This window comes from Vibrio penaeicida (assembly GCF_002933855.1).
Lineage (GTDB): Bacteria > Pseudomonadota > Gammaproteobacteria > Enterobacterales > Vibrionaceae > Vibrio > Vibrio penaeicida_A.
This window is the reverse complement of the sequence record NZ_BFAQ01000019.1, coordinates 102,846-127,881: the sequence shown is the minus strand read 5'-3', so window position 1 is coordinate 127,881 and position 25,036 is coordinate 102,846. Positions and strand designations below refer to the sequence as shown.

The following is a 25,036-nucleotide window of genomic DNA, read 5'->3' as shown; positions in this document are numbered from 1 at the left end:
ACCCCGCTATTATGGGGACGAAATATCAAAACACAATAAAAGCGCGGTTTTCTTTATTCATGCAGGCTCAATCTGGCTTAAAGATGCCAATCATGTCTTGTGCGGCGTGCTCGCTTTTTTCCACGGCTTCAGTGGTTCTTTGTTCAACATAGTCGCAGTCAACACATTCAACCACTTCTACACTGTTTTCTTCCCACCAACGTAAGGTATCTTTTTCTTTACACTGCGGGCATGCCGCGCCAGCGATAAATCTTTTCTTCAGTTTCACGTTCACCTCTATTCCCAATTTTGGCGGGAATCATTTTCCATTTCACGACCAAATATTTCTTCCAGTTCCTTACGAGCTTCTTTGGCTCGCATAGCCAACTCTTTATCTTCACTGTGCTCTGGAAGTAACTCTTCTAACATTTTCATGTCGAGCTTTTTGAAATGCGATGTCGCGCGTTTTGCTTGATACGGGTGCATTCCAAGTTGAGTCAGTGTTTGTCGTCCTAAATCCAATGCCCCTAAGAAGGTTTCACGAGAAAACGCATCTACGCCATGGTTCAACAGTTGATACGCTTCTACGCGGCTACGAGCTCGTGCCAATACCTTCAAGTTAGGGAAATGGTGGCGACACAAATCCACTATTTTCATCACCTCGTCGGGTGAATCGGTACATACTACTATTGCTTCAGCCTTGGCAGCACCTGCCGCTCTCAATAACTCGAGTTGGGTCGCGTCACCATAGAACACCTTATATCCAAACTTTCTGAGAAGCTGAATCTGACTCGCATCACTTTCTAATACGGTAATACGGATCTTATTGGCATACATTAGTCGTCCGACAACCTGACCAAATCGCCCAAACCCAGCAATAATCACTCTTGGCCTGCGATCAATTACATCCGATTTCATCCCATCGCCGTCATTGATAGTACGTGCAAACCAGCTTTTTTGAATCAAAAGTAGTAAAGGCGTCGTAACCATGGAAATACTCACGACCACCAGCAAAAACGCTCCTAATTCTGGATCTAATAGGTTCTCTGCCTGAGCTGCGGTAAAAATAACAAAAGCGAATTCGCCGCCTTGGCTTAGTATTACCGCCATTGAGCTTCGTGCTTTCGCACTGGTACCAAACAGTCGCCCTAACATGTAAAGCACGCTGGCTTTAATTGAAATGAGTAAGACGACAGCAACAAGAACTTCAATCGGTTCAATAACCAACAATCCAAGGTTAACGGCCATGCCCACAGCAATAAAAAACAAGCCGAGTAATAAACCTTTAAATGGCTCAATAGCAATTTCTAATTCATGTCGGTACTCACTTTCAGCGAGTAGAACACCCGCAAGGAAAGTACCAAGCGCCATTGATAAACCAAGCTGCTGCATGATTAAAGCAATACCCACAACCAAGAGTAGTGCTGTGGCAGTGAAAAGTTCACGCACACCAGTTAATACGATGTATCGAAAAGCGGGTCTCAAAAGATAGTGACCTATTACTAGGAGACCGACAATACCGCCTAAAGTTTTCAGCGCATCCAACCAATCGCCACCAGAACCACCAGCCAATATAGGGATGACAGCTAACATTGGGATGACGGCAATATCTTGGAACAACAATACGGCAAAGCCAGACTGCCCGGTTTCGGTTCCTGTCCAGCCCTGTTCCTCAATGACTCTCAACGCTATTGCGGTTGAAGACAGTGCCAAGCCCATCCCTATCACCAAACTACTCTGCCAAGACACGCCACCGTAATAGACTATCGATGAAATAACTGCCGTAGTAATAAGAACCTGCGCTCCCCCTAACCCCAGAATGGGTCGTCGCATTTGCCAGAGTTTACTTGGGTTAAGTTCTAATCCAATCAGGAATAAAAGAAGCACAACACCAAATTCGGCAAAATGCAAAATGGCTTCTACATCACTGATAAGCCCCATTCCCCAAGGACCAATCGCAATTCCCGCGAGTAAATAGCCTAATACAGAACCCAGCCCCATGCGCTGAGCCAATGGAACAGCCACCACTGCAGCAGAAAGGAAAATTGCGGTACTCGTGAGAATCTCATTCGTCGCAGCCATTCTTACTCCCGTTCTCCAGAGGGTTTAACAACCAGTGCCGATACTGCTCGGCGTGTTGGTAGCGCTCTCCATCCGTTGCGTTTCTCGCCCAATAAAGCGTCAAAGGATCTATCCAATGCATTCGGCACAGCAATGCCGTTAACTCGAATGGCTGCAATATCTCTTCTAGTGGGTACTTGTTGTAACCACTCGCTGCAAATGCGTTCTCAGCGCCGCCCGTGGTAATGACACTGCGCCAGTATTTTCCTGCTAATGCACAACCTTCACCAAACGCAAACCCTTTACCAAGCACTCTGTCCATCCACTCTTTTAATAGCGCCGGGCAGGAGTACATGTAAAGAGGGTGCTGAAAAACGATGACATCGTGTTCGAGCAGCAATTGGTGTTCGTGAGCAACATCGATAAAGAAATCAGGATAATGCGCATAGAGATCATGAATGGTCACGTGGTCTAACCCACGAATCTGATTGATCATCACTTGGTTTGCGACTGAGTTATCAGGATCGGGGTGAACGTAAATCACCAAAATCTTAGGCAGCGAATGAGCTTTTTCTTGAATAACAGTCATGCTTTCTGACGTCTTCCTTCACGGCATGTTGTTGTTTTTCCGTTAATCCATCATAACGTAAATAGTATAATGATCGACATTTATCATGAATCCCCATAGTATTCGAACCGTTAAATTCTCTTATTCGACACGAGCACTATGATTACCTTTTCTGACATCCAACTCCTTCGAGGTGGCAAACCTCTGCTAGATCAAGCCAGCGCGACCATTCACCCCGGAGACAAAGTAGGTTTGGTCGGAAAAAATGGCTGTGGCAAATCCACCTTATTTGCACTGTTAAAAGACGAACTGTCTATTGACGCCGGTACCTTCCATAAGCCTAGTCAATGGGAGCTTGCTTGGGTAGCACAAGAAACACCTGCCCTTGAAAGAGAGGCCTTAGATTATGTCATTGATGGCGATAGAGAATTTCGAGAGCTCGAAGCAAAACTGGAAAACGCTGAACAACAAGACAACGGAAACTTGGTTGCGGAACTTCACGGAAAAATTGAAGTTATAGGCGGATACGCCATAAAAGCACGTGCCGCTGAATTGCTGGATGGCTTAGGATTCAGCCAAGAACAAATGAGCTGGAATCTTACGCAGTTCTCCGGTGGGTGGCGAATGCGACTTAATCTGGCGCAAGCACTATTGTGCCGTTCTGATTTGTTATTACTCGATGAACCGACCAACCACCTAGATTTAGATGCAGTAATGTGGCTTGAACGTTGGCTGCAAAATTACCCAGGTACCTTAATTTTAATCTCACACGATAGGGATTTTCTTGATCCTATCGTTGGCCGAATCATACACGTAGAAAATCAGCTTCTTAATGAGTACACCGGTAACTACTCATCGTTTGAAAATCAACGTGCGCAAAAACTTATTTTGCAACAGGCTATGTTCCAGAAACAACAAAAGCAAATGGCGCATATGCAGAGCTACATTGATCGATTCCGTTACAAAGCGTCCAAAGCACGTCAGGCACAAAGCCGGATAAAAGCGTTGGAGAAAATGGAAAAGGTATTACCTGCTCAGTTTGATAATCCATTCAATTTTGAATTTAGAGAGCCCGCAGCTTTACCTAATCCGATTTTAATGATGGATCAAGTCTCTGCAGGATACGATGATAACTTAATCCTTGAAAAGATACGGCTCAACCTTGTACCGGGCAGCCGTATTGGTTTACTTGGACGAAATGGCGCGGGTAAATCGACGCTAATAAAGCTGCTTTCAGGCGAACTGCAGTCGCAATCGGGTGACTTTACTTATTCTCAAGGCGTAAAGATTGGTTACTTCGCGCAGCACCAACTTGAAACTCTGCACCCTGAAGAGACTCCACTTCAACACATGATGCAGATTGCGCCTGACAAAAATGAACAGCAACTCCGAGATTACTTAGGAAGCTTTGGTTTTCAAGGGGATAAGGCACTGGAAAAAGTAGCCCCATTCTCCGGAGGTGAAAAAGCCCGTTTAGTACTGGCATTGGTAGTATGGCAAAAACCCAACCTCTTGTTACTTGATGAACCAACCAACCACCTTGATTTAGATATGCGCCAAGCACTCACCATGGCACTACAAACCTTTGAAGGTGCCATGGTCATAGTGAGCCACGATAGGTACTTACTGCGCGCAACTACCGATGATTTGTATTTGGTTCACGATCGCCAAGTTGCCCCTTTCGACGGTGACTTAAACGACTACTACAAGTGGCTGACAGAACAGCAAAAAGCAGAACGCAAAGAGCTGCAAGCGGCGGCTCCAGAAAAAAGTACGGATAACAGCGCAGCCGCTCGTAAAGAGCAAAAGCGAAAAGAAGCGGAGTTTCGTAAACTGACTGCGCCAATTCGCAAAAACCTGACAAAGCTGGAACAAAAGATGGATAAACTCGGTCAAATTTTGTCAGATACCGAAACACAGCTCGGAGATACCGATCTGTATCAAGCGGAAAATAAAGCTAAGCTTAATGAAGTACTGGCGCAACAAGCCTCTGCAAAATCCGAGCTCGAAGACATAGAAATGGAGTGGATGGCAGAGCAGGAAGCCCTTGAGCAGATGGAACTGGAGATGAACTAGAATGCCCAAAGACACGCAATCAATGTCGCTCACTTTAGAACGTTTGTGGCAATTTAGCCTACAGTACTACAGTGTGCGTCAGGTTAAAGAAGCGTGTCTTACTCTTCAAAATCAATACCAAGGAAATGTAAACCTCCTTTTATTGCTGAAGTGGCTGGACGAGCAGAAGCTGGCTTTTGATAAAGAAGACTGGCATCCAGTACAAGATTGCTTGATTCGATCCGAGAACTTATTGGTAAATTACCGAGAACTGCGGCGTAAATCCAAGTCTCACCTGCCCGATACACTCTACCGAGAAACTTTGCAATTTGAATTGCTGCTGGAAAAACAGCAGCAATCTGATTTAGTTGATTGCCTCAATAACCTCAAACTCTCGGCAAACAATGGTGACTCTATGGTGAGTACGTATTGCCAATACCTGCAAGCCGATCACTTAATTTCATTTTTTGAAGATTCATCCTCTACTGGCTGAACCCCATAAGACGCCATAGCGTCGGCAACTTTCTCTTCCACACTCTGCTCTGGTTTTACCCAATAACTTGGAGCAATTACGGAAGAGACACTGGATATTTCAATGGTGATAATCCCCCTTAATGGGAAATTACCCGCCTTTTGAACCAGTATTCGTTCGCTCTCCAAAACGGATTCTCCCCGCCAACGCTCGTACATTCCCTTTCCAATTAATTTGACGCCGCGCTGCCGAAAAATATCCAACATGCAAACGCAAACATTGGCGTTCTCCCCTAAGTTCGCTTTGGACTGAGGAGATGCAATATCTGCAATCAATAACGTACTTGAATCCACTAAATGAAAAATTTCTTTTGGCGAAACATTGGGTTGCCCTGATAAATCAGACGTTGATAGCCAGCAAAGCACGCTGTTTTTCGCAATATCATTCAAATCAAATTGCATAGGCATCACCAAATAAACCCAACACAACTAGCGGTAAGCAAACCCATAGTGACATTAAAACACCTCCACGCTGTGACACTTGATAGCCAACGTCGAATCAACGTACCAAAACCCACCCACACTGATGACGTATGCAGCTGTACAAGCCAAAAAATCATTCCCATAGCCACAACAGACCACCAGAATTGATCGCCCGAAAATGAAAAGGTCCCTACAGCGGTAAGCGACATAATCCAAGCTTTGGGATTAAGGTATTGGAACAACGCTGCTTCAAACAGCGTCATTGGCCTTGAACTGTCATCATCGCGACCTGTTGGTGGCGCTGCTGTGCCAATTCGCCACGCCAAAAGCAGTAAATAGGCACTGGATGCCACTCTCAGTATTTGCTGTACTTCCGGGTATCGTTCGAACACGACACCAAGCCCTGCCGCGATCAAGATCATTTGAGTCAAAAGTCCGAAACCAATTCCAACGAAATGCGGTGCGGTTCGGCGATATCCAAAGTTAGCCCCCGAAGCCGTCAACATAACGTTATTGGGTCCTGGGGTTCCCGTCATCACGGTTGCAAACAATGCTACCGAGGTAAAAAACTGCCAATCCATAAAGTTGTCCCTCTTCACATTGTATCGATACAATTCAATATTTAAGTTGAATAATTAAAATTATGTGCACATATTGACCATAACAATGGAATAATCTCAGTGCAAAAGGTTTATTGTCACCATGACAATCGAAACAATCATCGTCGATAAAACGCTATCTTCCCCTTTGTATCATCAAGTGGCGGATGCCATTGCTCAGCAAATAGAAGAAGGAATCATCCGTACTAACGATAAGTTACCAACCCATAGGGCATTAGCCGATAAGTTAGGAGTAACGGTTGGTACCATTACTCGTGCCTATGCTGAAGCTGAAAGGCGCGGGTTAGTAGAAGCGCGTGTTGGTGCTGGCACGTATATTCGAGATCACTCGAAAGCCAGTTGGGTATTTGAAGAGAGTGTGGAAGAAACCGATGAGTGTAATTTTGGCTACAACATCCCCCCATTGCTAGATAGGGCCGGTATTTTGTCGGAAGCAATGAATTCGTTATCTCGCAATAACGCGGCGTTGAATCAATTTATGCTATACCAAAAGCCTACAGGTATAGAATCGCATCGCAAAATCGTAGCCAGCTGGCTAAAGACTCAAGGGGTTAATGTGCAAGCTCAAAAGCTGCTGTTTAGCAGTGGAGCACAACATGCGATTCAAATGGTATTAAGCGCATTTACCCGAGCGGGAGACACCATTCTATGTGAGAAGCTCACCTATCCTGGGTTACTGAGTTTGGCTCGGCAAAATCAATTGTCCTTAAAAGGCGTAGAGATGGATGAAGAAGGCATATCACCAGCAGCTTTGGTATCCGCATGCAAACAAAACCAATCGGCACGCTTTATCTACCTAACACCCACCCTGCAAAATCCAACAACCGCAACAATGAGTGTTGAGAGACGAGAAGCCATTCTCGACGTTTGCAAACAATACCAAATCATTGTTATTGAAGACGACGTTAACGGTCTATTGCCAAAACAGGCACCTCCTCCTTTGATTAACTTTATGCCAGAGCAAGTTATCCATATAGGGGCTTTTTCTAAGTGCTTAGCACCGGGGTTGCGCGTAGGTTTCGTGCAAGCGCCTGATCATTTGTATCAGCAATTGAGTATGACGTTGCAAAACCATAGCTGGATGATAAGCCCACTACTGACCGCATTGACATGCCAAATGATACAAACAAACCAAGCTGAACATGTCATCGACACCATCCGCAAAGAGATGGATGTTAGGCTCGCACTGACAAAGCAATACCTTGGTTCTTTCGATATCAGCTACCAGAAAGACTGTTTTCATTTGTGGCTAACACTACCAGAGCATTGGCGATTAAGTGACTTTGTTCAGCAAGCTGCCTCAAGAAATGTCATTATCAAATCAGGAGAGCTTTTTGTCCCTCCCGGCGGTGCCGTTCCTCCTGCTATTCGTTTGTCACTCAGTTCACCAGTTACTTATCAACAATTGGAACAAGGGCTTAAAGTTCTGGCAGAATTACTTCACAGCAACCCTATTTCGGACTTTTCATTATGACCCCATTTAAACCCGCATTTGGGTTGAGCAATGCGCACATTCAAACGTTAGTCTCTCGCTTTATCCGACGTAAGCCGTTGTTTGAACCAGCAAGAGAAAGGCTTGAACTACCAGATGGCGATTTTGTTGATCTGGCGTGGAGCGAAGACCCTAATTCCAATACTTCCAAGCCAATATTTATTTTATTCCATGGATTGGAAGGCAGCTTTGAAAGCCCTTATGCCAATGGATTGATGCACGCATTTGCGCTGCAAGGGTGGTTAGCCGTGGTGATGCATTTTCGAGGTTGTAGTGGCGAACCTAACCGACTCCCTCGAGCCTATCACTCAGGCGAAACAGAAGATGCTCGCTTTTTCATAGAACATCTAACCAAGCGTTTTCCACGCCAAGTAAAAGTAGCGGTAGGTGTTTCTTTAGGGGGAAATATGCTGGTCAACTACCTTGCAAAGTACACAGAAAACACACTGTTGAATGCGGCATCGGTTGTATCCGCCCCACTTGATTTGTTGGCGTGTTCTCAGCGAATTAACCGAGGCTTTTCTAAGGTATATCAAAGCTACCTGCTCTCATCGCTCAAAGAGAATGCTGTCGCTAAGCTGCCACTAGTCCAGAAAGTCATGGCATTGACAGAAAAAGAAATCAACGAGATTGATTCCATGTTTGATTTCGATGACGTCATTACCTCTCGGTTGCATGGATTTAAAAATGCACACCATTACTACCAAACTTGTTCCGGGCTTCCGATGCTCAAAAAAATTCGGATTCCAACGGACATCATTCATGCACAAGACGATCCTTTCATGACAGAAGCGGTTATTCCAACCACTCCTCTTCCCGCCCATGTGAAGTATCATTTGCTCCCTAAAGGTGGTCATGTGGGGTTTGTCAGTGGTCACCTCTTCAAGCCAAGATTTTGGTTAGAAGAAGCACTGCCTGAACATTTTTCGCCTTACTTAGAAAAGGAAGCCTGTAACGCGCAGAGTGAGATTAATGGTAAGATTGCGACGACATAAAATTTTGAGGTATTTATGATCGTCCCTTGGGAACAAATTGAGACTGACACACTCACGAATTTAATTAAAGAGTTCGTACTAAGAGAAGGCACTGATTACGGAGCCAGTGAAATCAGCCTAAATGAGAAAGTGGATCATGTGCGTGCTCAACTGCAAAATGGTCAAGCGGTTGTCGTGTTTTCTGAGCTTCATGAAACGGTTGATATACAAGTGCATCCCAGTCGCTGAAATCGAGATGTTGATACAACCTTCGATTCATTGATCTCAAGTAAAAGCGACCCTACTGGGTGTTTCATTCAATTACGTGATTAGGGCAGTGTTTATTATTTATACCGCTTCCCCTACACTGATTCCCTATAACGATAACTAGAGACAAGGACAGTCATGTCAGCAAAACACCCAATCATTGCCGTTACCGGCTCGTCAGGCGCGGGGACAACCACCACTTCTGAAGCGTTTCGCAAGATGTTCAATATGATGAACGTTAAATCAGCGCTAGTCGAAGGGGATAGCTTTCACCGATTTACCCGCCCAGAGATGGACGTGGAAATTCGCAAAGCGAAAGAGCAAGGTCGACATATAAGCTATTTTGGTCCTCAAGCGAATGACTTTCCTGCATTGGAGCAGTTCTTTCGAACGTACGGCGAAAAAGGTTCGGGTCAAGTTAGACGTTACTTGCACTCATTTGATGAGGCGGTACCTTACAACCAAATGCCCGGCACATTTACCCCATGGCAACAGCTGCCTGAAAACTCCGATGTTCTATTCTACGAGGGGCTACATGGCGGCGTAATGGATGGCGATATCAATGTATCCCAACATGTTGATCTACTGATTGGCATGGTACCTATTGTAAACCTCGAATGGATCCAGAAGTTTGTGCGTGATACGCGCGACAGAGGTCACTCTAAAGAAGCGGTAACAGACTCAATAGTGCGCTCGATGGACGACTATTTGAACTACATTACCCCACAATTTTCACGCACACACATTAACTTTCAGCGTGTCCCGACTGTAGACACTTCCAATCCCCTTGCAGCAAAAGGCATCCCAAGTTTAGATGAAAGTTTTGTTGTCATCCGGCTTCGCGGCATTAAAAACGTCGACTACCCATACCTATTATCTATGATTCAAGGGTCATTTATGTCGCGTCATAATACGCTCGTTGTACCTGGAGGTAAGATGAGTTTTGCCATGGAACTGATCGTCCAACCGATACTTCAACAACTCATCGAAACCGGCAAAATCGGCTAGTGATAGAAAGAAAAGTATGCGAAGTTGCTATAGCGTGATCATGTGCACATTTTTGCTTAGATAAACCCAGTCGTGTACCGATCAAAGTCAAGAAATCGTTTCAGAAAAAGGATACTATTTCTAACCGAAACATATGATAGCTTGCAGCATCAACTATAACACCCTATTCTAAATGACCAGTTCAATCTGGCTCAGTCGATACGGAAAGCTGCTGAGCAAACCCTGCAGAGGAAGAAAGATATTATGGTTCTAGGTAAACCTCAAACCGATCCAACATTAGAGTGGTTCCTTTCACACTGTCATATTCATAAGTACCCTTCTAAGAGTACTCTGATTCATGCGGGTGAAAAGGCAGAGACCCTGTACTACATCGTGAAAGGTTCTGTTGCCGTGCTTATCAAGGATGAAGAAGGCAAAGAAATGATCTTGTCTTACCTCAACCAAGGCGATTTCATTGGTGAACTTGGTCTATTTGAAGAAGACCAAGAGCGTACCGCTTGGGTTCGTGCAAAGACACCATGTGAAGTAGCAGAAATTTCGTTTAAGAAGTTCCGTCAGTTAATTCAAGTTAACCCTGATATTCTGATGCGCCTTTCTTCTCAAATGGCTAACCGTCTTCAAACTACCAGCCAAAAAGTAGGCGACCTTGCTTTCCTAGACGTTACTGGCCGTATCGCTCAGACACTTCTGAACTTAGCGAAACAACCAGATGCGATGACGCACCCAGATGGCATGCAAATCAAGATTACACGCCAGGAAATTGGTCAGATTGTTGGCTGTTCACGTGAAACCGTTGGCCGTATCCTGAAGATGCTGGAAGAGCAAAACCTGATTTCAGCACACGGTAAAACTATCGTGGTATACGGAACGCGTTAAGCAGTATTGCTTCAATAAAGAAAACGTTTCGATTAAGAACAAAAAAAACCACCAACATCGTTGGTGGTTTTTTATTTCTTTTGCTTATCCCTAATGGAGAGGGCTGCAAGCTCTAGAGCGCGCGCTGCCTTACCGCTTCAAACAGGCAAATCCCAGAAGCTACTGAAACATTCAGGCTAGACACACTTCCAGCCATCGGGATCTTAATCAAATCATCGCATGTTTCACGTGTCAAACGTCGCATACCATCACCTTCTGCCCCCATAACAACCGCCAACGGACCAGAAAGCTTCGCTTGATAAATGTCGTGAGTGGCTTCACCTGCTGTCCCCACAAACCAAACACCTTGTTCTTGTAATGCTCGCATGGTCCGAGCAAGATTGGTTACTCGCACTAACGGTACCGTCTCTGCTGCGCCACATGCCACCTTACTCACCGTTGCCGTTAAAGGCGATGAACGATCTTTAGGAACGATAACTGCGGCAACACCAGCCGCATCGGCATTCCTTAAACAAGCACCAAGATTATGTGGATCTGTTACACCATCTAGTACCAATAAAAGCGGCTGTTCGTGTTGAGCCAAGATTCCATCCAAATCGTTTTCATTCAATTGCTTAGCTGGTTTAACACGTGCAATGATACCTTGATGGTTTGCACCACTGGCTTTGTCATCCAACGCTTTTCTGCCCATTTGTTGAATAGATACTCCAACATTTTGCAATTCATTCAGCAGTGGTAACAGTCGCTCATCTTGACGACCTTTTAAAACGTATGCCTCAATAAAACGCACCGGATCTTTTTCCAGTACCGCTTTTACGGCGTGAATGCCATAAATAAATTCGTTACTCATTACCTGACCTGTTCAGATTATTTCTGTTTTCCCTGAGACTTTCGATTTTTCGCTCGGGACTTCTTCTTGCGCGCTTTTTCAGACTTGCTCTTTTTATTCGCGGAGGAAGGCTCTTTCGAACCATCGGGACGCTTAGTTGGCTCAACCATCGCTTTCGCTTTTGCACCCGGTTTTCTCGATTTTACTGTTGCCTTCTTTTTACTGTTCGCTTTTTTATCGGACTGCGCTGCACGCTTCTTGGCTGTTTTGCCTTTTCCGCGTAGCTTACGGCTTGTTTCGACCAATTCAAAGTCAATTTGACGATCATCTAAATTCACCGACAACACTTTAACTTTTACTGCATCGCCTAAACGATAGATATTGCCGAAGCTTTCACCAATAAGCCTTTGACCAATTGGGTCAAATTGATAGTAATCATTAGCAAGGGAAGAGATATGCACAAGCCCATCAATGTGAAGCTCCGTTAGACGTACAAAAAAACCAAAGCCCGTAACATTGGCAATCACACCATCCAACTCTTCACCGACATGATCTTGCATATATTCACATTTCAGCCAATCTGATACGTCACGCGTGGCATCATCAGCACGGCGCTCGGTCATGGAGCACTGCTCACCATACACATCCATATCATCAAAGGAGTAATGGAAACCACCCGTTGGTGTCCAGCGTTCGGTATTACGACCTTCTTCCTTGGCAATCAGGTACTTAATAGCACGATGCAGTAACAGATCTGGGTAGCGACGAATAGGCGATGTAAAGTGCGCGTATCGTTTTAGTGCCAGACCAAAGTGGCCCGCATTATCGGCATTGTAAACCGCCTGCTTCATTGAACGAAGCAGCATGGTTTGAATAAGCTCTTTGTCCTGACGCTCGCCAATCTGTTTCATCAGGCTAGCGTAATCTGTAGGAGAAGGTTCTAAGCCACCCGTTAGGTTAAGCCCAAGCTCACCAAGGAAATCTCGAAACCCTTGCAAGCGCTCTTCTCCAGGTGTTTCGTGAATACGATACAGCGAAGGCTCTTTTGCTTTTTCGACCAAAGATGCCGAAGCAATATTGGCTAAAATCATGCATTCTTCGATGATTTTATGCGCATCATTCCGAACTACTGGCTCAATTCGATCAATCTTACGGTCCGGGTTGAATATAAACTTGGCTTCTACTGTTTCAAATTCAATGGCGCCACGGCTATCACGAGCTTGCTTCAGAACTCCATACATTTTATGAAGCTCTTCTAGATGCGAAACCAGTGGTTTGTAACGTTCACGGAGTTCTTCATCTCCATCCAAAATGGCGCCAACTTTGTTGTACGTTAGGCGAGCATGAGAATTCATGACGGCTTCGTAGTGCTTGTATCCAGATAATTTCCCTGAAGCAGAAATCGTCATTTCGCATACCATGCACAAACGATCAACTTGTGGATTTAAAGAACACAGCCCGTTAGACAGTACCTCTGGGAGCATAGGAACTACCTGCGATGGAAAATAAACAGAGTTACCTCGATTGATCGCTTCTTTATCCAGAGCCGTATTCGGGCGAACATAATAGCTCACATCTGCAATCGCCACCCAAAGGCGCCAACCGCCGCTGCGCTTCGCTTCGCAATAAACAGCATCATCGAAATCTCGAGCGTCTTCTCCATCTATTGTGACCAATGGCAATTCACGTAAATCGACTCGCCCTTTCTTTGCTTCTTCCGGGACGTGTTCTGTTAGGTCTGCAATTTGTTTGTCGACCTCTTCCGGCCAAACATCAGGAATTTGATGGGTTCGAATGGCAATTTGGGTTTCCATGCCTGGTGCCATATTTTCGCCAAGCACTTCCAATATTTTTCCTGTCATACCTCGAGAGCGGCTTGCGCGGCTCGTAATTTCGATAACGACAACATTTCCCATCCGAGCCCCACAACGGTGCTCTTTAGGGATCAGGATATCTTGGCTGATACGGGAATCATCAGGCACCACATACGAGTACTCGTGCTCCATAAAGTAACGACCGACAATTTGAGTCTTGCGCTCTTCCAATATCCGAACAAGGCGTCCTTCTTTACGACCACGCTTATCTGTCCCTGTCGGCTGCACTAATACGTAATCGCCATGGATGATGGTTTTCATCTGATGGTGAGGCAACAGAATATCATTATCTCTTCCTTTGCTGCCTTCTGGTCTTAACCATCCAAATCCGTCTTTGTGTCCAATCACATGCCCTTTAGCCAGCTCAAGTTTCTCTGGCAATACGTAACATTGACGGCGAGTAAATACCAACTGCCCATCACGCTCCATCGCACGTAAACGTCGACGAAGCCCTTCATACTGCTCTTCCCCTTTAAGCTCCAATGCATCAAATAAATCGTTTCGATTCATCGGCACATTTGCCTGAGTCAGAAATTCAATAATGAACTCCCGGCTAGGAATCGGGTTTTCATATTTACCGGATTCGCGCTCAGCAAAAGGATCAATGGGAGTGTTTTGAGACATAAGCAGGCCTGCTATAGATTGGATAGATCTTAAGTATATCTAAATCTGACGGTTACCGACAGCGCACACCGCTTTCTCAGGAAATATATCGCCACGAGCGAGCAATCCACTACAAGCCAGTTATCCATCATACTGGTCAAATTGTGACAATTCAGTGGTACATATATTCAGCTAAACAAAAGTTAGGCAATATATAAACAAAGCAAATACCTGCTTGAAACTTTGTATGGTTCTTTTGTAAGATGCGCAACTCTTTTTGTTCGTCCAATAATATTTATGTCATTTTCTAAACTTCGCGAGAATCTTCGCTTTAACTCGCGATGGATTTTTTGCCTTTTAATATTGAACGCTGTTTTATTATCAGCGATAGGCATCCCTTATGTAAGCTGGATGGATATTCCAGAAGGTAGCTGGCTATCCTACCCTTACATTTTTTCTACCCAAATTGGGCTGTTTGGTCTGATGGCGTTGCTGTGCTCGCTTCCTTCTCTAATACTAATCTGGCTGCCCACAAGGCTCTTTAGATGCCTAGCTGTGTTACCTTTCATCGTCACTGCAATACTGATTGCTGTCGATACCCAGGTGTATAACCAATATCGCTTTCATCTGAATGGCTTTGTCTTTGAGTTGCTGATTCAAGGTGGAGACCAAATCATTGATGTGTCATGGTTTACTTTACTCGTTGGTGGGGTGGTCGCTTTTGGTCTCATCAACGCTATTATCATGACGATTGTCTTAGCAAACCGTTGGATCGAAACAAAGAAACGCTACTTGTTACTTGGAATTTCGGTTTGGTTTAGCTGCTTGGTATTCAGCCAATTTACTCACGCTTGGAAATACGCCAATTTCGATCAAGTGATACCGAGTTACAGCCATCACTGGCCGCTATATTTACCATTAACCGCAAATGATTACCTTGAAGATAACGGCTGGGTAGAGCAACAAGCAGGACGCGATGCTCATACTAAAATTGCTCACCAGAAAGTAACCAACTTGAACTACCCGTTGAAACCCATTCAGCAGGTTGAAAATGCAAAAACACCTAATTTCTTGATGATCGTATTGGATGCGTGGCGTTTTGATGATGCCAATGAGCAAGTCACACCAAATATTGAAAAGTTTGGTCAGCGCAGCTTGGTATTTAAAGAACACCTTAGTGGGGGTAACTCGACCCAAATGGGGATCTTTAGCTTATTCTATGGCTTACCTTCCACCTATTGGGATGCGGTACGCTCCAGCCAGCAGCAGCCCGTGTTGATGGAGACCTTACACTCACTGAATTATGATATGTCTATCCACGGGTCTGCGCCTTTACATAGCCCGCCATTCGATCGAACGGTCTTTGCTGGCGTTAAAGATTTAACGGTAACCACACCAGGTAATACACCAGCAGAGCGCGATCGTAAAATAACAGACGACTTCTTGCAGTTCTTAGAAAAACGAGACCCAAGCAAGCCTTACTTTGGATTCATGTTTTACGATGCCGCGCACGGGACTTCTTTCCCAGCAGAGATGGAAAGGCCTTTTACTCCCTATTGGGATCGCGTCGATCACGTTAAATTAAACAATGACTTCGACCCAACAGAGTATCGTAACCGCTATCGAAACTCGCTGTACTACATCGACAAATTGGTCGGTGAAATATTAGATAAATTGGAAGCATCAGGTGAATTGGAAAATACCATCATCGTTATTACGTCTGATCACGGTGAAGAATTTAACGATTACAAAAAGAACTATTGGGGACACGGCAGCAACTACGCTCCCGCTCAGGTTCACGTTCCATTCTACTTATATCACCCTGAAAAAGAAGCCGATATTATTCACACCAGAACCAGTCACCTAGATGTAGCTCCAACATTAATGAAGCAACCATTAAGCGTGTCGAATGATGTTCGTGATTATAGTGTCGGGGAAGATTTGTTCACCACGAACAGACAAGAAAACTGGGTTATTGTCGGCAGTTACATGGATTATGGAATTGTGGGCGGAAATGAAATTATCGTCAATAGACCGGGTGGCTATACGGAAATCACAGATCTAAAGCTCAACAAAAAAGCTGAGCGTACTATGCCAAACCGTGAATTGACAAAATTGCTTCAACAAATGTCTGTATATGCAAAGTAATTGCTAACGAAAACATCAGAAGCTAAAACGATAAAACGATAAAACGATAAAACGATAAAACGAGAGCATAAGCGCACTTTACCGTGCGCTTATCTTTTTAATAAAATGAGAAGCTCTGCGTTGTCACTCAACATATCGGCGATCGTACAATGATCCAGCTCGGCTAAAAAAGCCAACTTTGCACGTGCCAGATGCGCTTTCAGTTTACACGCTGGCGTAATATGGCAAAAATCCGGTGCGCAGTTCACCACATCCAAAGGCTCAATGTCCCTTACCACATTTCCTATTACAATGGTTTCAGCTGGGCGACCTAAACATATCCCACCATTTTTTCCGCGAACTGTTTTCACGTAACCAAGCTGACCTAGCTTATTAATAATCTTAACCATATGATTTTTAGACACATCAAAAGTGTCACTGACCTTTTGGATGCTCGTCAATTCACCCGCAGGCAAAGAAGCCAGATATATCAAGGCGCGAATACCAAAATCGGTAAAGTTCGTTAGTTGCAAATCAAATTCCTCTTGTCTGAGTAAATTGTAATTCTTCCATTGACTAAAAGATATATTTTAGATACAACTTTAAACATGCATTACAAATACATGTTTAAATAGGAAGCCCAAATGCTCAAGCAATCAACCATAGATATCGTAAAATCCACAGCGCCACTTTTAGCCGAAACGGGTCCAGCTTTAACAGCACATTTCTACAATAGAATGTTTACCCACAACCCTGAACTAAATGACATATTTAACCTAACTCACCAAGAAAATGGAGCTCAAAGAGAGGCGTTATTCAATGCTGTACATGGGTACGCTGCAAACATTGACAATATTGAAGTGCTTCTTCCCGTTGTTGAAAAAATAGCCCAGAAACACACAAGTTTTAACATCACTGAAGAGCAATACCAAATCGTTGGTAGTCATCTTCTGGCAACCATAGATGAGTTGTTCACACCAGGTCAGGAAGTTTTAAACGCATGGGGAGAAGCTTACGGATTCTTAGCCCAAGTGTTTATCGATCGGGAGGAAACAATCTACTCGGAGACGGAAGCAAAAACAGGGGGTTGGCGAGGCACTCGAGAGTTTGTACTAAAAGAGAAGCGCAAAGAAAGTGCCGTCATAACCAGCTTTGTTTTTGAACCTATAGATCAGCAACCAGTCGTTGATTTCATACCTGGGCAGTATGTAGGCATTTATTTAACACCAGAGCAATTTGAATACCAAGAAATCAGACAATACAGTTTGTCAGATACGCCAAATGGCAACAGCTATAGGATTTCGGTAAAGCGCGAATCAGAAGGTACTGTTTCAAATTTTTTACACGATCACTTGAACGTCGGCGACACAGTTAAGCTAGCACCACCATGCGGAGACTTTTTTTTCACCAGTGATCAGTTTACACCCGTTGCTCTCATTTCTGCGGGTGTTGGAGTCACTCCATTACTCTCAATGTTAGAAACGATAAAAAGTACTCATAAAGCCCCTATTCACTGGCTACATGCAGCAGAAAGCCAAGTTCATCATGCATTCTCTAAGCGTTTAAACGAGCTAGAAAAATCCTATGAATTTGTTAACCAGTTCAATTGGTATCGAGAACATAAAGGGGAAGAGGGAGTGAGATCGGGATTAATGGCGCTAGAGCAGATCAAGGAACGTATTAACTGGCAGGAAACGGATTTCTATTTCTGTGGTCCTGTAGCCTTCATGCAGTTCGCGGCTAGCCAACTATTGGAGCTAGGCGTGTCAAAAGAACGTATTCATTATGAATGCTTCGGTCCTCATAAGGTACTGTAAAGCAAACTTTCAAAATCAACATGCCCGACACGTTGGGCATGTTGAATCTACCAGAATGTGGAACGTCGTTTTGCTCTCGCGATTATGTTTTCAGGCATACGTTGCTCTAACCCTTGCCGCAACATAGAAATCCTTCGGTGTTGTCGTTTATCTGGTGTTACCGAATTATACAGCCACCGATAGGCGTCTTCATAATCCAAAGGGCTGCCATAGTCTCGAAGCAAAAGCTCGGCCAAATGAATTCGAGCATTGATGTTACCCATGGATGCCGCTTCTCGAAGATAAGGAATAGCACGCTCTTTATCTTGCTGAACCAAAGTCCCTCTCGAATAATACCGCCCTATTTGCTCTAGAGCCGCAGGTAAACCTTGGTGCGCTGCATTTTCCATGTAGTAGAGACCTAACTCCACATCTTGATCAACACATACTCCCCAAGCCAGCATATCGCCATATAGAAATTCATAAGCAGGCAGGCTTATTCGAGTCGCACGAGCAACGATATCCTCTACAAGCTGGCAACTGTCGGCCTTCACTCGCTCGAGATGTTTGTTCTTTTCAATCAGATTGATCAGTTCAGCTTCGGAGTAAACTGGCACTGGTCCCCCAATGTGGCTATCTGCACTTGCAATGCCAACTCGGGAACACAATGCGAGTAACAACGAAGCCGTCACAGCTCGTAGTTTCATAATCGCACTCTTTATTCATACCGTGCTTTTGTATCGGCAATAACTGCTAACTCTTTAGACAAGTATTGCCGATCTTTGGCAATATTTTGCCAGAGAGCGAATAAAAAGTAATCGGAAAAGATATAAAAAATGCCAGCTTAAGTAAGCTGGCATTCTAAATTATCTAAAGTTCAGTTGGTTACGAGTTGAAAGGGTGAACTTTAATAATGGTTTCGTTGCGGTCAGGACCTGTAGAAACGATATCTACTGGCACACCCGTCAACTCTTCAATGCGCTTAATGTAGTCAAGAGCAGCTTGAGGAAGCGCATCGATTGACTTAGCACCGAAAGTAGTCTCAGACCAACCAGGCATTGTTTCGTAAATTGGCGTTGCTTCTTCAAATGATTCAGCGGCCATTGGCGAAACTTCTAGGACAGAGCCATCTTTCATCTTGTAACCAGTACAGATTTTCAGCTCTTCCAGACCATCCAGTACGTCCAGCTTCGTTAAACAGAAGCCAGAAATAGAGTTGATTTGAATCGCACGACGCATCGCCACTGCATCAAACCAGCCAGTACGGCGTAGACGACCAGTTGTAGCACCAAACTCGTGACCTACATCACCTAGGTGTTTACCGATAGGATCTTGCTTATCTAGACCATCGTACAATTCAGTAGGAAAAGGACCTGAACCTACACGTGTACAGTAAGCCTTGGTGATACCAAGGATGTAACCAATGTGACGAGGACCAAAACCAGAACCTGCAGCAACACCACCGGCTGTCGTATTAGACGACGTTACATAAGGGTAAGTACCATGGTCAATGTCAAGTAGCGTACCTTGAGCACCTTCAAACATGATCTTATCACCACGCTTACGAGCAGCATCAAGTTCATCAGTCACGTCAATAACCATAGACGTTAGAAGGTCGGCATAGCTCATCGCTTGCTCAAGCACTTCTTCGTAGCTTACTGGCTCAACTTTGTAGAAGTTCGCTAACTGGAAATTATGGTACTCCATAACTTCTTTCAATTTCGCAGCAAATGCTTCTTTATCGAATAAATCACCCACACGAAGACCGCGACGAGCAACTTTATCTTCGTAAGCAGGACCGATACCACGACCTGTTGTACCAATTGCTTTTTTACCAAGAGCGATTTCACGCGCTTGATCAAGAGCAATGTGGTAAGGAAGAATTAAAGGACAAGCTTCAGAAATGAAAAGACGCTCGCTCACTGGGATGCCACGCTCTTCAAGAGGTTTCATTTCTTTTAGAAGTGCTTCAGGTGATAGAACAACACCATTACCGATAACACATTTTACGTTATCGCGAAGAATACCTGATGGAATTAAATGAAGAACGGTTTTTTCACCGTCGATGACTAGAGTGTGACCTGCATTGTGACCGCCTTGGTAGCGAACCACGTATTTTGCATCTTCAGTTAAAAGGTCTACGATTTTACCTTTACCTTCGTCACCCCATTGGGTGCCTAGAACGACTACGTTATTTCCCATCTTTCCAAGTCTGATTGCTAGTTAAAAAGGGATTCTAGCACCTTAAAATAAAAGATGCAGTCATTTTTTAGGCATAAAAGTGAAACACTTGCTTAACCTTATGTCCCAGAAGGAATAATAATCAAGCATTAGAATAATAACGGGCGAAAGCCCTTATATTTATAGAGAAAATCGTTATGTGCTGAGCTCTGAGTGACCGCTAAGCAAATACGTAAGCGATAACCGCACCTGCAACAACTAAACAACCACCAATTCTTCTAAGTTGATTATCTTCCTGATCGCTCAGCTGCTTGATCATGTTACGCCACCCATTAGGAGCAAGTAAGGGACCAAGACCTTCAACAACGAGAACCAATCCAAGTGCAAGCCATAAGGAGTCTGACATAACGTATCTTCTTGATGTTAGGTTAATGGGTACAAAAAAGCCCCTTTCGGGGCTTTAGATATCTTATTGCCTAGCGCTACTTAGCTACTTGGCCTTTAGCGTCATTCATGTACTTGAAGAACTCACTGTTCGGGTCAAGCACAAGAATATCGCTCTTACTGCTGAATGATTTCTCATACGCATTTAGAGAACGAAGGAAACTAAAGAACTCAGGATCTTTACTGTATGAATCAGAGTAAATCTTAGCAGCTCTCGCGTCTGCTTCACCTCGTGTGACTCGCGCAGTTCTGTCTGCTTCAGCCAACACAGTCGCCACTTCAAGTTCCGCTTGAGCACGAATAACTTCGGCTTTTTCACGACCTTGAGAGCGGTGCTTACGCGCTACAGATTCACGCTCAGCACGCATACGGCGATAGATTGATTCACTAATCTCATCTGGTAAGTTGATTTTCTTCATACGGAAGTCAACCACTTCAATACCTAAATCGTTACTTGCGCTTACGCGAGTATCGTTAAGTACATCAGCCATGATCTTGTCACGCTCACCGTCGATCTCTAGCGCTTGTTTAGCCGCTTCAGATGCTAACTCTTCAGTGTTCAAATCTTCAGGGAGTACATCGACATTTCGAGGACCAGATACAATCTGCTTGATCTCACGAGCACCGATTTCAGAACGAAGAACATCCGTTACTTTACGTTCAAGTAGTGCTTGAGCCGTCAATGAATCACCACCACCTGTTGCCAAGTAGTACTGACCAAAGTCGTCAATTCTCCACTTAACGTAAGAATCGATGATCACGTCTTTTTTCTCAGATGTCACAAAACGGTCAGCACGTCCATCCATCGTTTGAATACGAGCGTCAAGACGCTTTACGCGATCAAACAACGGTAATTTGAAGTGCAGGCCAGGGTTATAAATCTTAGAGATAATAACGGGTTCGCCGTTTTCATCTAAAACGTCTACAACTGTTTCTGTGCCGTTTTCAACAACGGTTTCTGTCTTCGTATCTTTTTGTACTTCACCGAAGCGGATAACAATACCCTTTTCACCTTCAGGGATCACAAACACAGACATGAGAAACAGCGCGAGCGCTACAACGAGTACAGGGATCATTAATTTACGCATAATTAGTATCTCCCTTGACGTGAGCCGTTAGAGCGAGACTGCGTAGATGATGAGGTATCAGTACGCTCTGATTCCAATTCAATCTGATCATATGCAGATGTCGATTTCGCTTTACGTTTAGTATTTGAAGCCTCTGCTGCCTGACCTGTAATCTTATCGATTGGCAAGTACAGTAGGTTACCGCTAGACTCAGAATCAATTAGAACCTTAGATGTACTGGTATACACCTCTTCCATTGTATCTAAGTACAAACGATCACGAGTTACATCAGGAGCTGCTTGGTATTCAGGTAGTAGCTTCTCAAACTGAGCAACCTGACCAAGAGCTTCATTGATTGTACGTTCAGAGTAACCCAAAGCTTCTTTCTTCAAACGTTCTGAACGACCAGTCGCTTTAGGCAAGATTTCATTCTTATAAGCTTCTGCTTCACGAACAAAACGCTCTTCATCTTCTCGAGCCGCAATCGCGTCATCAAACGCATCTTTTACCTGCTCAGGCGGACGCGCTGATTGGAAGTTCACATCCACAACCACAATGCCCATATCGTAACCATCAATAATACGATTTAACGTTTCTTGCGTACTTTGACGAATTTGCTGACGACCACTCGTAAGAATGCTATCCATCAGAGAATCACCAATTACCGCACGAAGCGCAGAATCAGTAGCCTGACGCAAGCTGTCATCGGCATTAGTTACCACATATAGATATTTGTATGGGTCAGACACACGGTACTGAACACCCATTTCAACGGTTACAACGTTTTCATCTTTTGTAAGCATCAAGCCAGATGCTCTTAGTGAGCGAATTGCTTGTACGTTAACCAGTTCATAAGAATCGATAAATTTAGGGTGCCACTTAAGACCAGGACCTTCAATACGGTCTTCTTTACCTAGGCGCAAAACAACAGAACGCTCTGCCTCGCCAACGGTGTAGAAACCAGACACTACCCAAATTACGATGGCAACAACCGCAATCAAACCTAAACCGATAGCGCCACCGCCACCGATAGAAGCTCCGTTGCCTCCGCGCTTACCAAATTTTCCACCCAGTTTCTGACTCAGCTTATTAAACACTTCATCTAAATCTGGTGGACCTTGATCTCGACCACGATTTTTATTCCCCCAAGGGTCTTTATCGCGGCCATTATCGCCGTTGTTATTTCCAGGCTCATTCCACGCCATTAGAAAGCTCCATCATTTGATATGACGTTATACTGTAGCAGTCCTTTAAGTAACTATAAAGTCACCTAAAACTGCCCCTTCTCTTTTTTCTAGTCTAGACCAATCTACTTGTTGCATTCGGACGTCGATCAGTAAGTTACCTTCCTTATCATACGCCTCTTGTTGAATACTTTTCAATTGGAAGAATGTACTTCGAAATTTCCCCTGATACTGGGGTGGAATTCGGAGGTGATACTGCACCATTTGGCTCGCTAACCGTTTGGTTAGTGCGTCAAACAACAGTTTCAGACCTTCGCCTTCCATCGCCGAAACCCAAACACATTGAGGAATTCCCTCATCGTCGTATTCTATTCTGGGTTCTTGGCCTTCCATATTGTCAATCTTGTTCATGACGACGAGCATTGGGACCTCATGGGCATCAATCTCTTCTAGTACTTCATGAACAGCATGGATATTCTCACGAAAACGCTCATCACTGGCATCGACAACATGTAACAAAATGTCAGCTTCTTGCGTTTCTTGTAATGTGGCTTTAAATGCAGCGACTAAGTCATGGGGGAGATGTCGGATAAATCCAACGGTATCCGCCAAAATAGCAATTCCCACATCGTCTAATTCAATCTTACGTAAAGTTGGGTCTAACGTAGCAAATAATTGATCTGCTGCGTAAACACCCGCTTCTGTGATCCGATTAAATAATGTCGATTTCCCCGCATTGGTGTAACCGACTAAAGATAAGGTTGGAATTTCTGCACGATTGCGAGCTCGGCGACCTTGCTCCCTTTGCTTCGCTACCTTATCAAGGCGTCGAAGGATGGCTTTTATACGATCACGCAATAAACGTCGGTCAGTTTCTAGCTGAGTTTCACCTGGTCCTCGAAGACCTATCCCACCTTTTTGTCGCTCCAAATGCGTCCAACCACGAATTAGGCGCGTCGAGAGATGGCGCAATTGAGCCAATTCTACTTGCAACTTACCTTCATGGGTTCGAGCGCGTTGAGCAAAGATATCTAAGATCAGACCGGTTCGATCCAATACACGACATTTAAAGAGTTGTTCGAGGTTTCTTTCTTGGGCAGGAGAAAGGGAGTGGTTAAAGATCACGATTTCCGCTCCAGCGCTAAGCACTGCTTGAGCAATTTCCTGAGCTTTACCCTCCCCGACATAGTATTTAGGGTGTGGGGACTGACGACTGCCAGTGACAACTTGCAGAACTTCAACCCCTGCGGACTTCACTAGCATTTCACATTCAGCTAGATCATCCCATTCACCTTCTTGCGTGAAGTTGATATGAACAAGTACAGCCTGTTCACCGGCTTCATAACGGTCAAACAAGCACTCAACTCCTTACTAAAGTACTATTAATCTTCAGATTTCTCTTGTGGGCGCTCAGAAGAACGTTCTGTGTTGCTGTGGTGCGTTACCGCACGTGCAGGTACCACAGTAGAGATCGCATGCTTGTAAACCATTTGATTAACAGTATTTTTCAACAAGATCACAAACTGATCGAAAGATTCGATCTGACCTTGAAGCTTAATACCGTTAACAAGGTAGATAGATACGGGTACACGCTCACGACGTAGCGCATTTAGAAATGGGTCTTGTAAAGACTGCCCCTTAGCCATTTTATTTTCCTTATTTGATTGTATTTTTAATTTTATTTAGCTATTCCGAGAGCTGTTTTTGCATTCGAGCTAAATGAAAAAGTGCGCAAAAACGATCACATTATACACAGTGAAGTCAATCAGATGCTATGGCATTTGATATAGTTTCTTGTGCATCTTCAATGTTTTCGCTATCTAACCAAGTTAAATCATTCCAGCTGCGCAGCCAGGTGATCTGTCGCTTGGCCAATTGACGGGTTGCACAGATTCCGCGAAAAACCGCATCATCCAAAGTACAATTCCCATCCAAATAGTCCCACATTTGCCTGTAACCAACACATCGAATCGAAGGTAGATCCGGATGAAGATCTTTTCTAGCGTATAACGCTTGAACTTCTTCTTCAAATCCTGCACTGATCATTTTTTCGAATCGAAGCTCGATACGGCGGTGG

The 25,036-nt window shown here is 44.3% G+C and carries 24 protein-coding genes and 1 pseudogene; 9 read left to right on the top strand and 16 right to left on the bottom strand.

Going from position 1 to position 25,036, the window contains the following annotated elements; translation table 11 throughout:
• Positions 1–67 precede the first annotated feature (67 nt).
• The 3 genes from VPNCDNU1_RS11060 to kefG are packed head-to-tail and all read right to left on the bottom strand — an operon-like array spanning position 68 to position 2,629.
• Entirely contained in the window at positions 68–268 is a 201-nt protein-coding gene (locus tag VPNCDNU1_RS11060) for a YheV family putative zinc ribbon protein (RefSeq protein WP_101111263.1), read from the bottom strand.
• A gap of 8 nt (positions 269–276) precedes the next feature.
• Positions 277–2,061: a glutathione-regulated potassium-efflux system protein KefB gene (gene kefB / locus VPNCDNU1_RS11055; RefSeq protein WP_104400378.1), complete on the bottom strand. Its 1,785-nt coding sequence runs from the start codon at positions 2,059–2,061 to the stop codon at positions 277–279.
• A complete protein-coding gene (gene kefG, locus VPNCDNU1_RS11050) occupies positions 2,045–2,629 on the bottom strand; it encodes a glutathione-regulated potassium-efflux system ancillary protein KefG (protein ID WP_104400377.1) in 585 nt (194 codons plus the stop codon). Before kefG ends, kefB begins: the two co-directional genes overlap by 17 nt.
• Before the next feature lie 138 nt (positions 2,630–2,767).
• Here kefG and VPNCDNU1_RS11045 point away from each other — a divergent pair, with 138 nt between their 5' ends.
• Complete coding sequence (locus tag VPNCDNU1_RS11045) at positions 2,768–4,684, top strand: ABC transporter ATP-binding protein (protein ID WP_104400376.1); 1,917 nt, start codon at positions 2,768–2,770, stop codon at positions 4,682–4,684.
• Position 4,685: 1 nt separating this feature from the next.
• The gene (locus VPNCDNU1_RS11040; protein ID WP_104400375.1) at positions 4,686–5,156 is read left to right on the top strand and encodes a TIGR02444 family protein; all 471 of its coding nucleotides are present in this window, start codon (positions 4,686–4,688) and stop codon (positions 5,154–5,156) included.
• Here VPNCDNU1_RS11040 and VPNCDNU1_RS11035 read toward each other — a convergent pair.
• Both VPNCDNU1_RS11035 and VPNCDNU1_RS11030 read right to left on the bottom strand, forming a co-directional pair.
• Positions 5,114–5,596: a pyridoxamine 5'-phosphate oxidase family protein gene (locus VPNCDNU1_RS11035; protein WP_167404771.1), complete on the bottom strand. Its 483-nt coding sequence runs from the start codon at positions 5,594–5,596 to the stop codon at positions 5,114–5,116. The two genes, VPNCDNU1_RS11040 and VPNCDNU1_RS11035, sit on opposite strands and share 43 nt — an antisense overlap.
• A gap of 5 nt (positions 5,597–5,601) precedes the next feature.
• Positions 5,602–6,198: a LysE family translocator gene (locus VPNCDNU1_RS11030; protein WP_104400373.1), complete on the bottom strand. Its 597-nt coding sequence runs from the start codon at positions 6,196–6,198 to the stop codon at positions 5,602–5,604.
• Between the two features lie 121 nt (positions 6,199–6,319).
• Here VPNCDNU1_RS11030 and VPNCDNU1_RS11025 point away from each other — a divergent pair, with 121 nt between their 5' ends.
• The 5 genes from VPNCDNU1_RS11025 (at position 6,320) to crp (ending at position 10,854) form a co-directional block, all read left to right on the top strand.
• Complete coding sequence (locus tag VPNCDNU1_RS11025) at positions 6,320–7,711, top strand: aminotransferase-like domain-containing protein (protein WP_104400372.1); 1,392 nt, start codon at positions 6,320–6,322, stop codon at positions 7,709–7,711.
• Positions 7,708–8,724, top strand: a complete 1,017-nt coding sequence (locus VPNCDNU1_RS11020; RefSeq protein WP_104400371.1) for a hydrolase — start codon at positions 7,708–7,710, stop codon at positions 8,722–8,724. Before VPNCDNU1_RS11025 ends, VPNCDNU1_RS11020 begins: the two co-directional genes overlap by 4 nt.
• Positions 8,725–8,739: 15 nt before the next feature.
• Positions 8,740–8,952: a YheU family protein gene (locus VPNCDNU1_RS11015; protein WP_104400370.1), complete on the top strand. Its 213-nt coding sequence runs from the start codon at positions 8,740–8,742 to the stop codon at positions 8,950–8,952.
• A 156-nt stretch (positions 8,953–9,108) separates the two neighbouring features.
• A complete protein-coding gene (locus VPNCDNU1_RS11010) occupies positions 9,109–9,978 on the top strand; it encodes a phosphoribulokinase (protein ID WP_104400369.1) in 870 nt (289 codons plus the stop codon).
• A gap of 243 nt (positions 9,979–10,221) precedes the next feature.
• Positions 10,222–10,854 carry a cAMP-activated global transcriptional regulator CRP gene (gene crp, locus VPNCDNU1_RS11005; RefSeq protein WP_101111210.1) on the top strand — a complete coding sequence of 211 codons (633 nt, stop codon included), beginning with the start codon at positions 10,222–10,224 and terminating at the stop codon, positions 10,852–10,854.
• Positions 10,855–10,966: 112 nt separating this feature from the next.
• Here crp and rlmB read toward each other — a convergent pair whose 3' ends face one another.
• Positions 10,967–11,704 (bottom strand): 23S rRNA (guanosine(2251)-2'-O)-methyltransferase RlmB, encoded by a 738-nt coding sequence (gene rlmB / locus VPNCDNU1_RS11000; RefSeq protein WP_104400368.1) that lies wholly within the window; start codon positions 11,702–11,704, stop codon positions 10,967–10,969.
• Positions 11,705–11,721: 17 nt separating this feature from the next.
• A complete protein-coding gene (gene rnr / locus VPNCDNU1_RS10995) occupies positions 11,722–14,181 on the bottom strand; it encodes a ribonuclease R (RefSeq protein ID WP_104400367.1) in 2,460 nt (819 codons plus the stop codon).
• 276 nt (positions 14,182–14,457) lie between these two features.
• Here rnr and VPNCDNU1_RS10990 point away from each other — a divergent pair, with 276 nt between their 5' ends.
• Complete coding sequence (locus VPNCDNU1_RS10990; RefSeq protein ID WP_104400366.1) at positions 14,458–16,308, top strand: DUF3413 domain-containing protein; 1,851 nt, start codon at positions 14,458–14,460, stop codon at positions 16,306–16,308.
• 89 nt (positions 16,309–16,397) lie between these two features.
• Here VPNCDNU1_RS10990 and nsrR read toward each other — a convergent pair whose 3' ends face one another.
• A complete protein-coding gene (gene nsrR / locus VPNCDNU1_RS10985) occupies positions 16,398–16,820 on the bottom strand; it encodes a nitric oxide-sensing transcriptional repressor NsrR (RefSeq protein WP_104400365.1) in 423 nt (140 codons plus the stop codon).
• A gap of 111 nt (positions 16,821–16,931) precedes the next feature.
• Here nsrR and hmpA point away from each other — a divergent pair, with 111 nt between their 5' ends.
• Entirely contained in the window at positions 16,932–18,104 is a 1,173-nt protein-coding gene (gene hmpA / locus VPNCDNU1_RS10980; protein WP_104400364.1) for an NO-inducible flavohemoprotein, read from the top strand.
• A gap of 47 nt (positions 18,105–18,151) precedes the next feature.
• On the opposite strand, the gene motX is transcribed toward hmpA, so the two are convergent.
• The 8 genes and pseudogenes from motX to VPNCDNU1_RS29090 form a co-directional block, all read right to left on the bottom strand.
• On the bottom strand, positions 18,152–18,790 hold the full coding sequence (motX, locus tag VPNCDNU1_RS10975) for a flagellar protein MotX (protein WP_101111216.1): 639 nt from the start codon (positions 18,788–18,790) through the stop codon (positions 18,152–18,154).
• Positions 18,791–18,968: 178 nt separating this feature from the next.
• Positions 18,969–20,285 (bottom strand): adenylosuccinate synthase, encoded by a 1,317-nt coding sequence (locus VPNCDNU1_RS10970; protein ID WP_104400363.1) that lies wholly within the window; start codon positions 20,283–20,285, stop codon positions 18,969–18,971.
• Positions 20,286–20,484: 199 nt separating this feature from the next.
• Positions 20,485–20,670, bottom strand: coding sequence for a DUF2065 domain-containing protein (locus tag VPNCDNU1_RS10965; protein WP_104400362.1), 186 nt, complete (start codon positions 20,668–20,670; stop codon positions 20,485–20,487).
• A gap of 76 nt (positions 20,671–20,746) precedes the next feature.
• The gene (hflC, locus tag VPNCDNU1_RS10960; protein WP_371410789.1) at positions 20,747–21,745 is read right to left on the bottom strand and encodes a protease modulator HflC; all 999 of its coding nucleotides are present in this window, start codon (positions 21,743–21,745) and stop codon (positions 20,747–20,749) included.
• 53 nt (positions 21,746–21,798) lie between these two features.
• A complete protein-coding gene (hflK, locus tag VPNCDNU1_RS10955; RefSeq protein ID WP_104400360.1) occupies positions 21,799–22,980 on the bottom strand; it encodes an FtsH protease activity modulator HflK in 1,182 nt (393 codons plus the stop codon).
• 45 nt (positions 22,981–23,025) lie between these two features.
• Complete coding sequence (gene hflX, locus VPNCDNU1_RS10950) at positions 23,026–24,315, bottom strand: ribosome rescue GTPase HflX (protein WP_104400359.1); 1,290 nt, start codon at positions 24,313–24,315, stop codon at positions 23,026–23,028.
• 26 nt (positions 24,316–24,341) lie between these two features.
• Positions 24,342–24,605 carry an RNA chaperone Hfq gene (hfq, locus tag VPNCDNU1_RS10945; protein WP_101111222.1) on the bottom strand — a complete coding sequence of 88 codons (264 nt, stop codon included), beginning with the start codon at positions 24,603–24,605 and terminating at the stop codon, positions 24,342–24,344.
• 115 nt (positions 24,606–24,720) lie between these two features.
• Positions 24,721–25,036 (bottom strand): annotated as a pseudogene (locus VPNCDNU1_RS29090) (tRNA (adenosine(37)-N6)-dimethylallyltransferase MiaA); the annotation flags it as partial.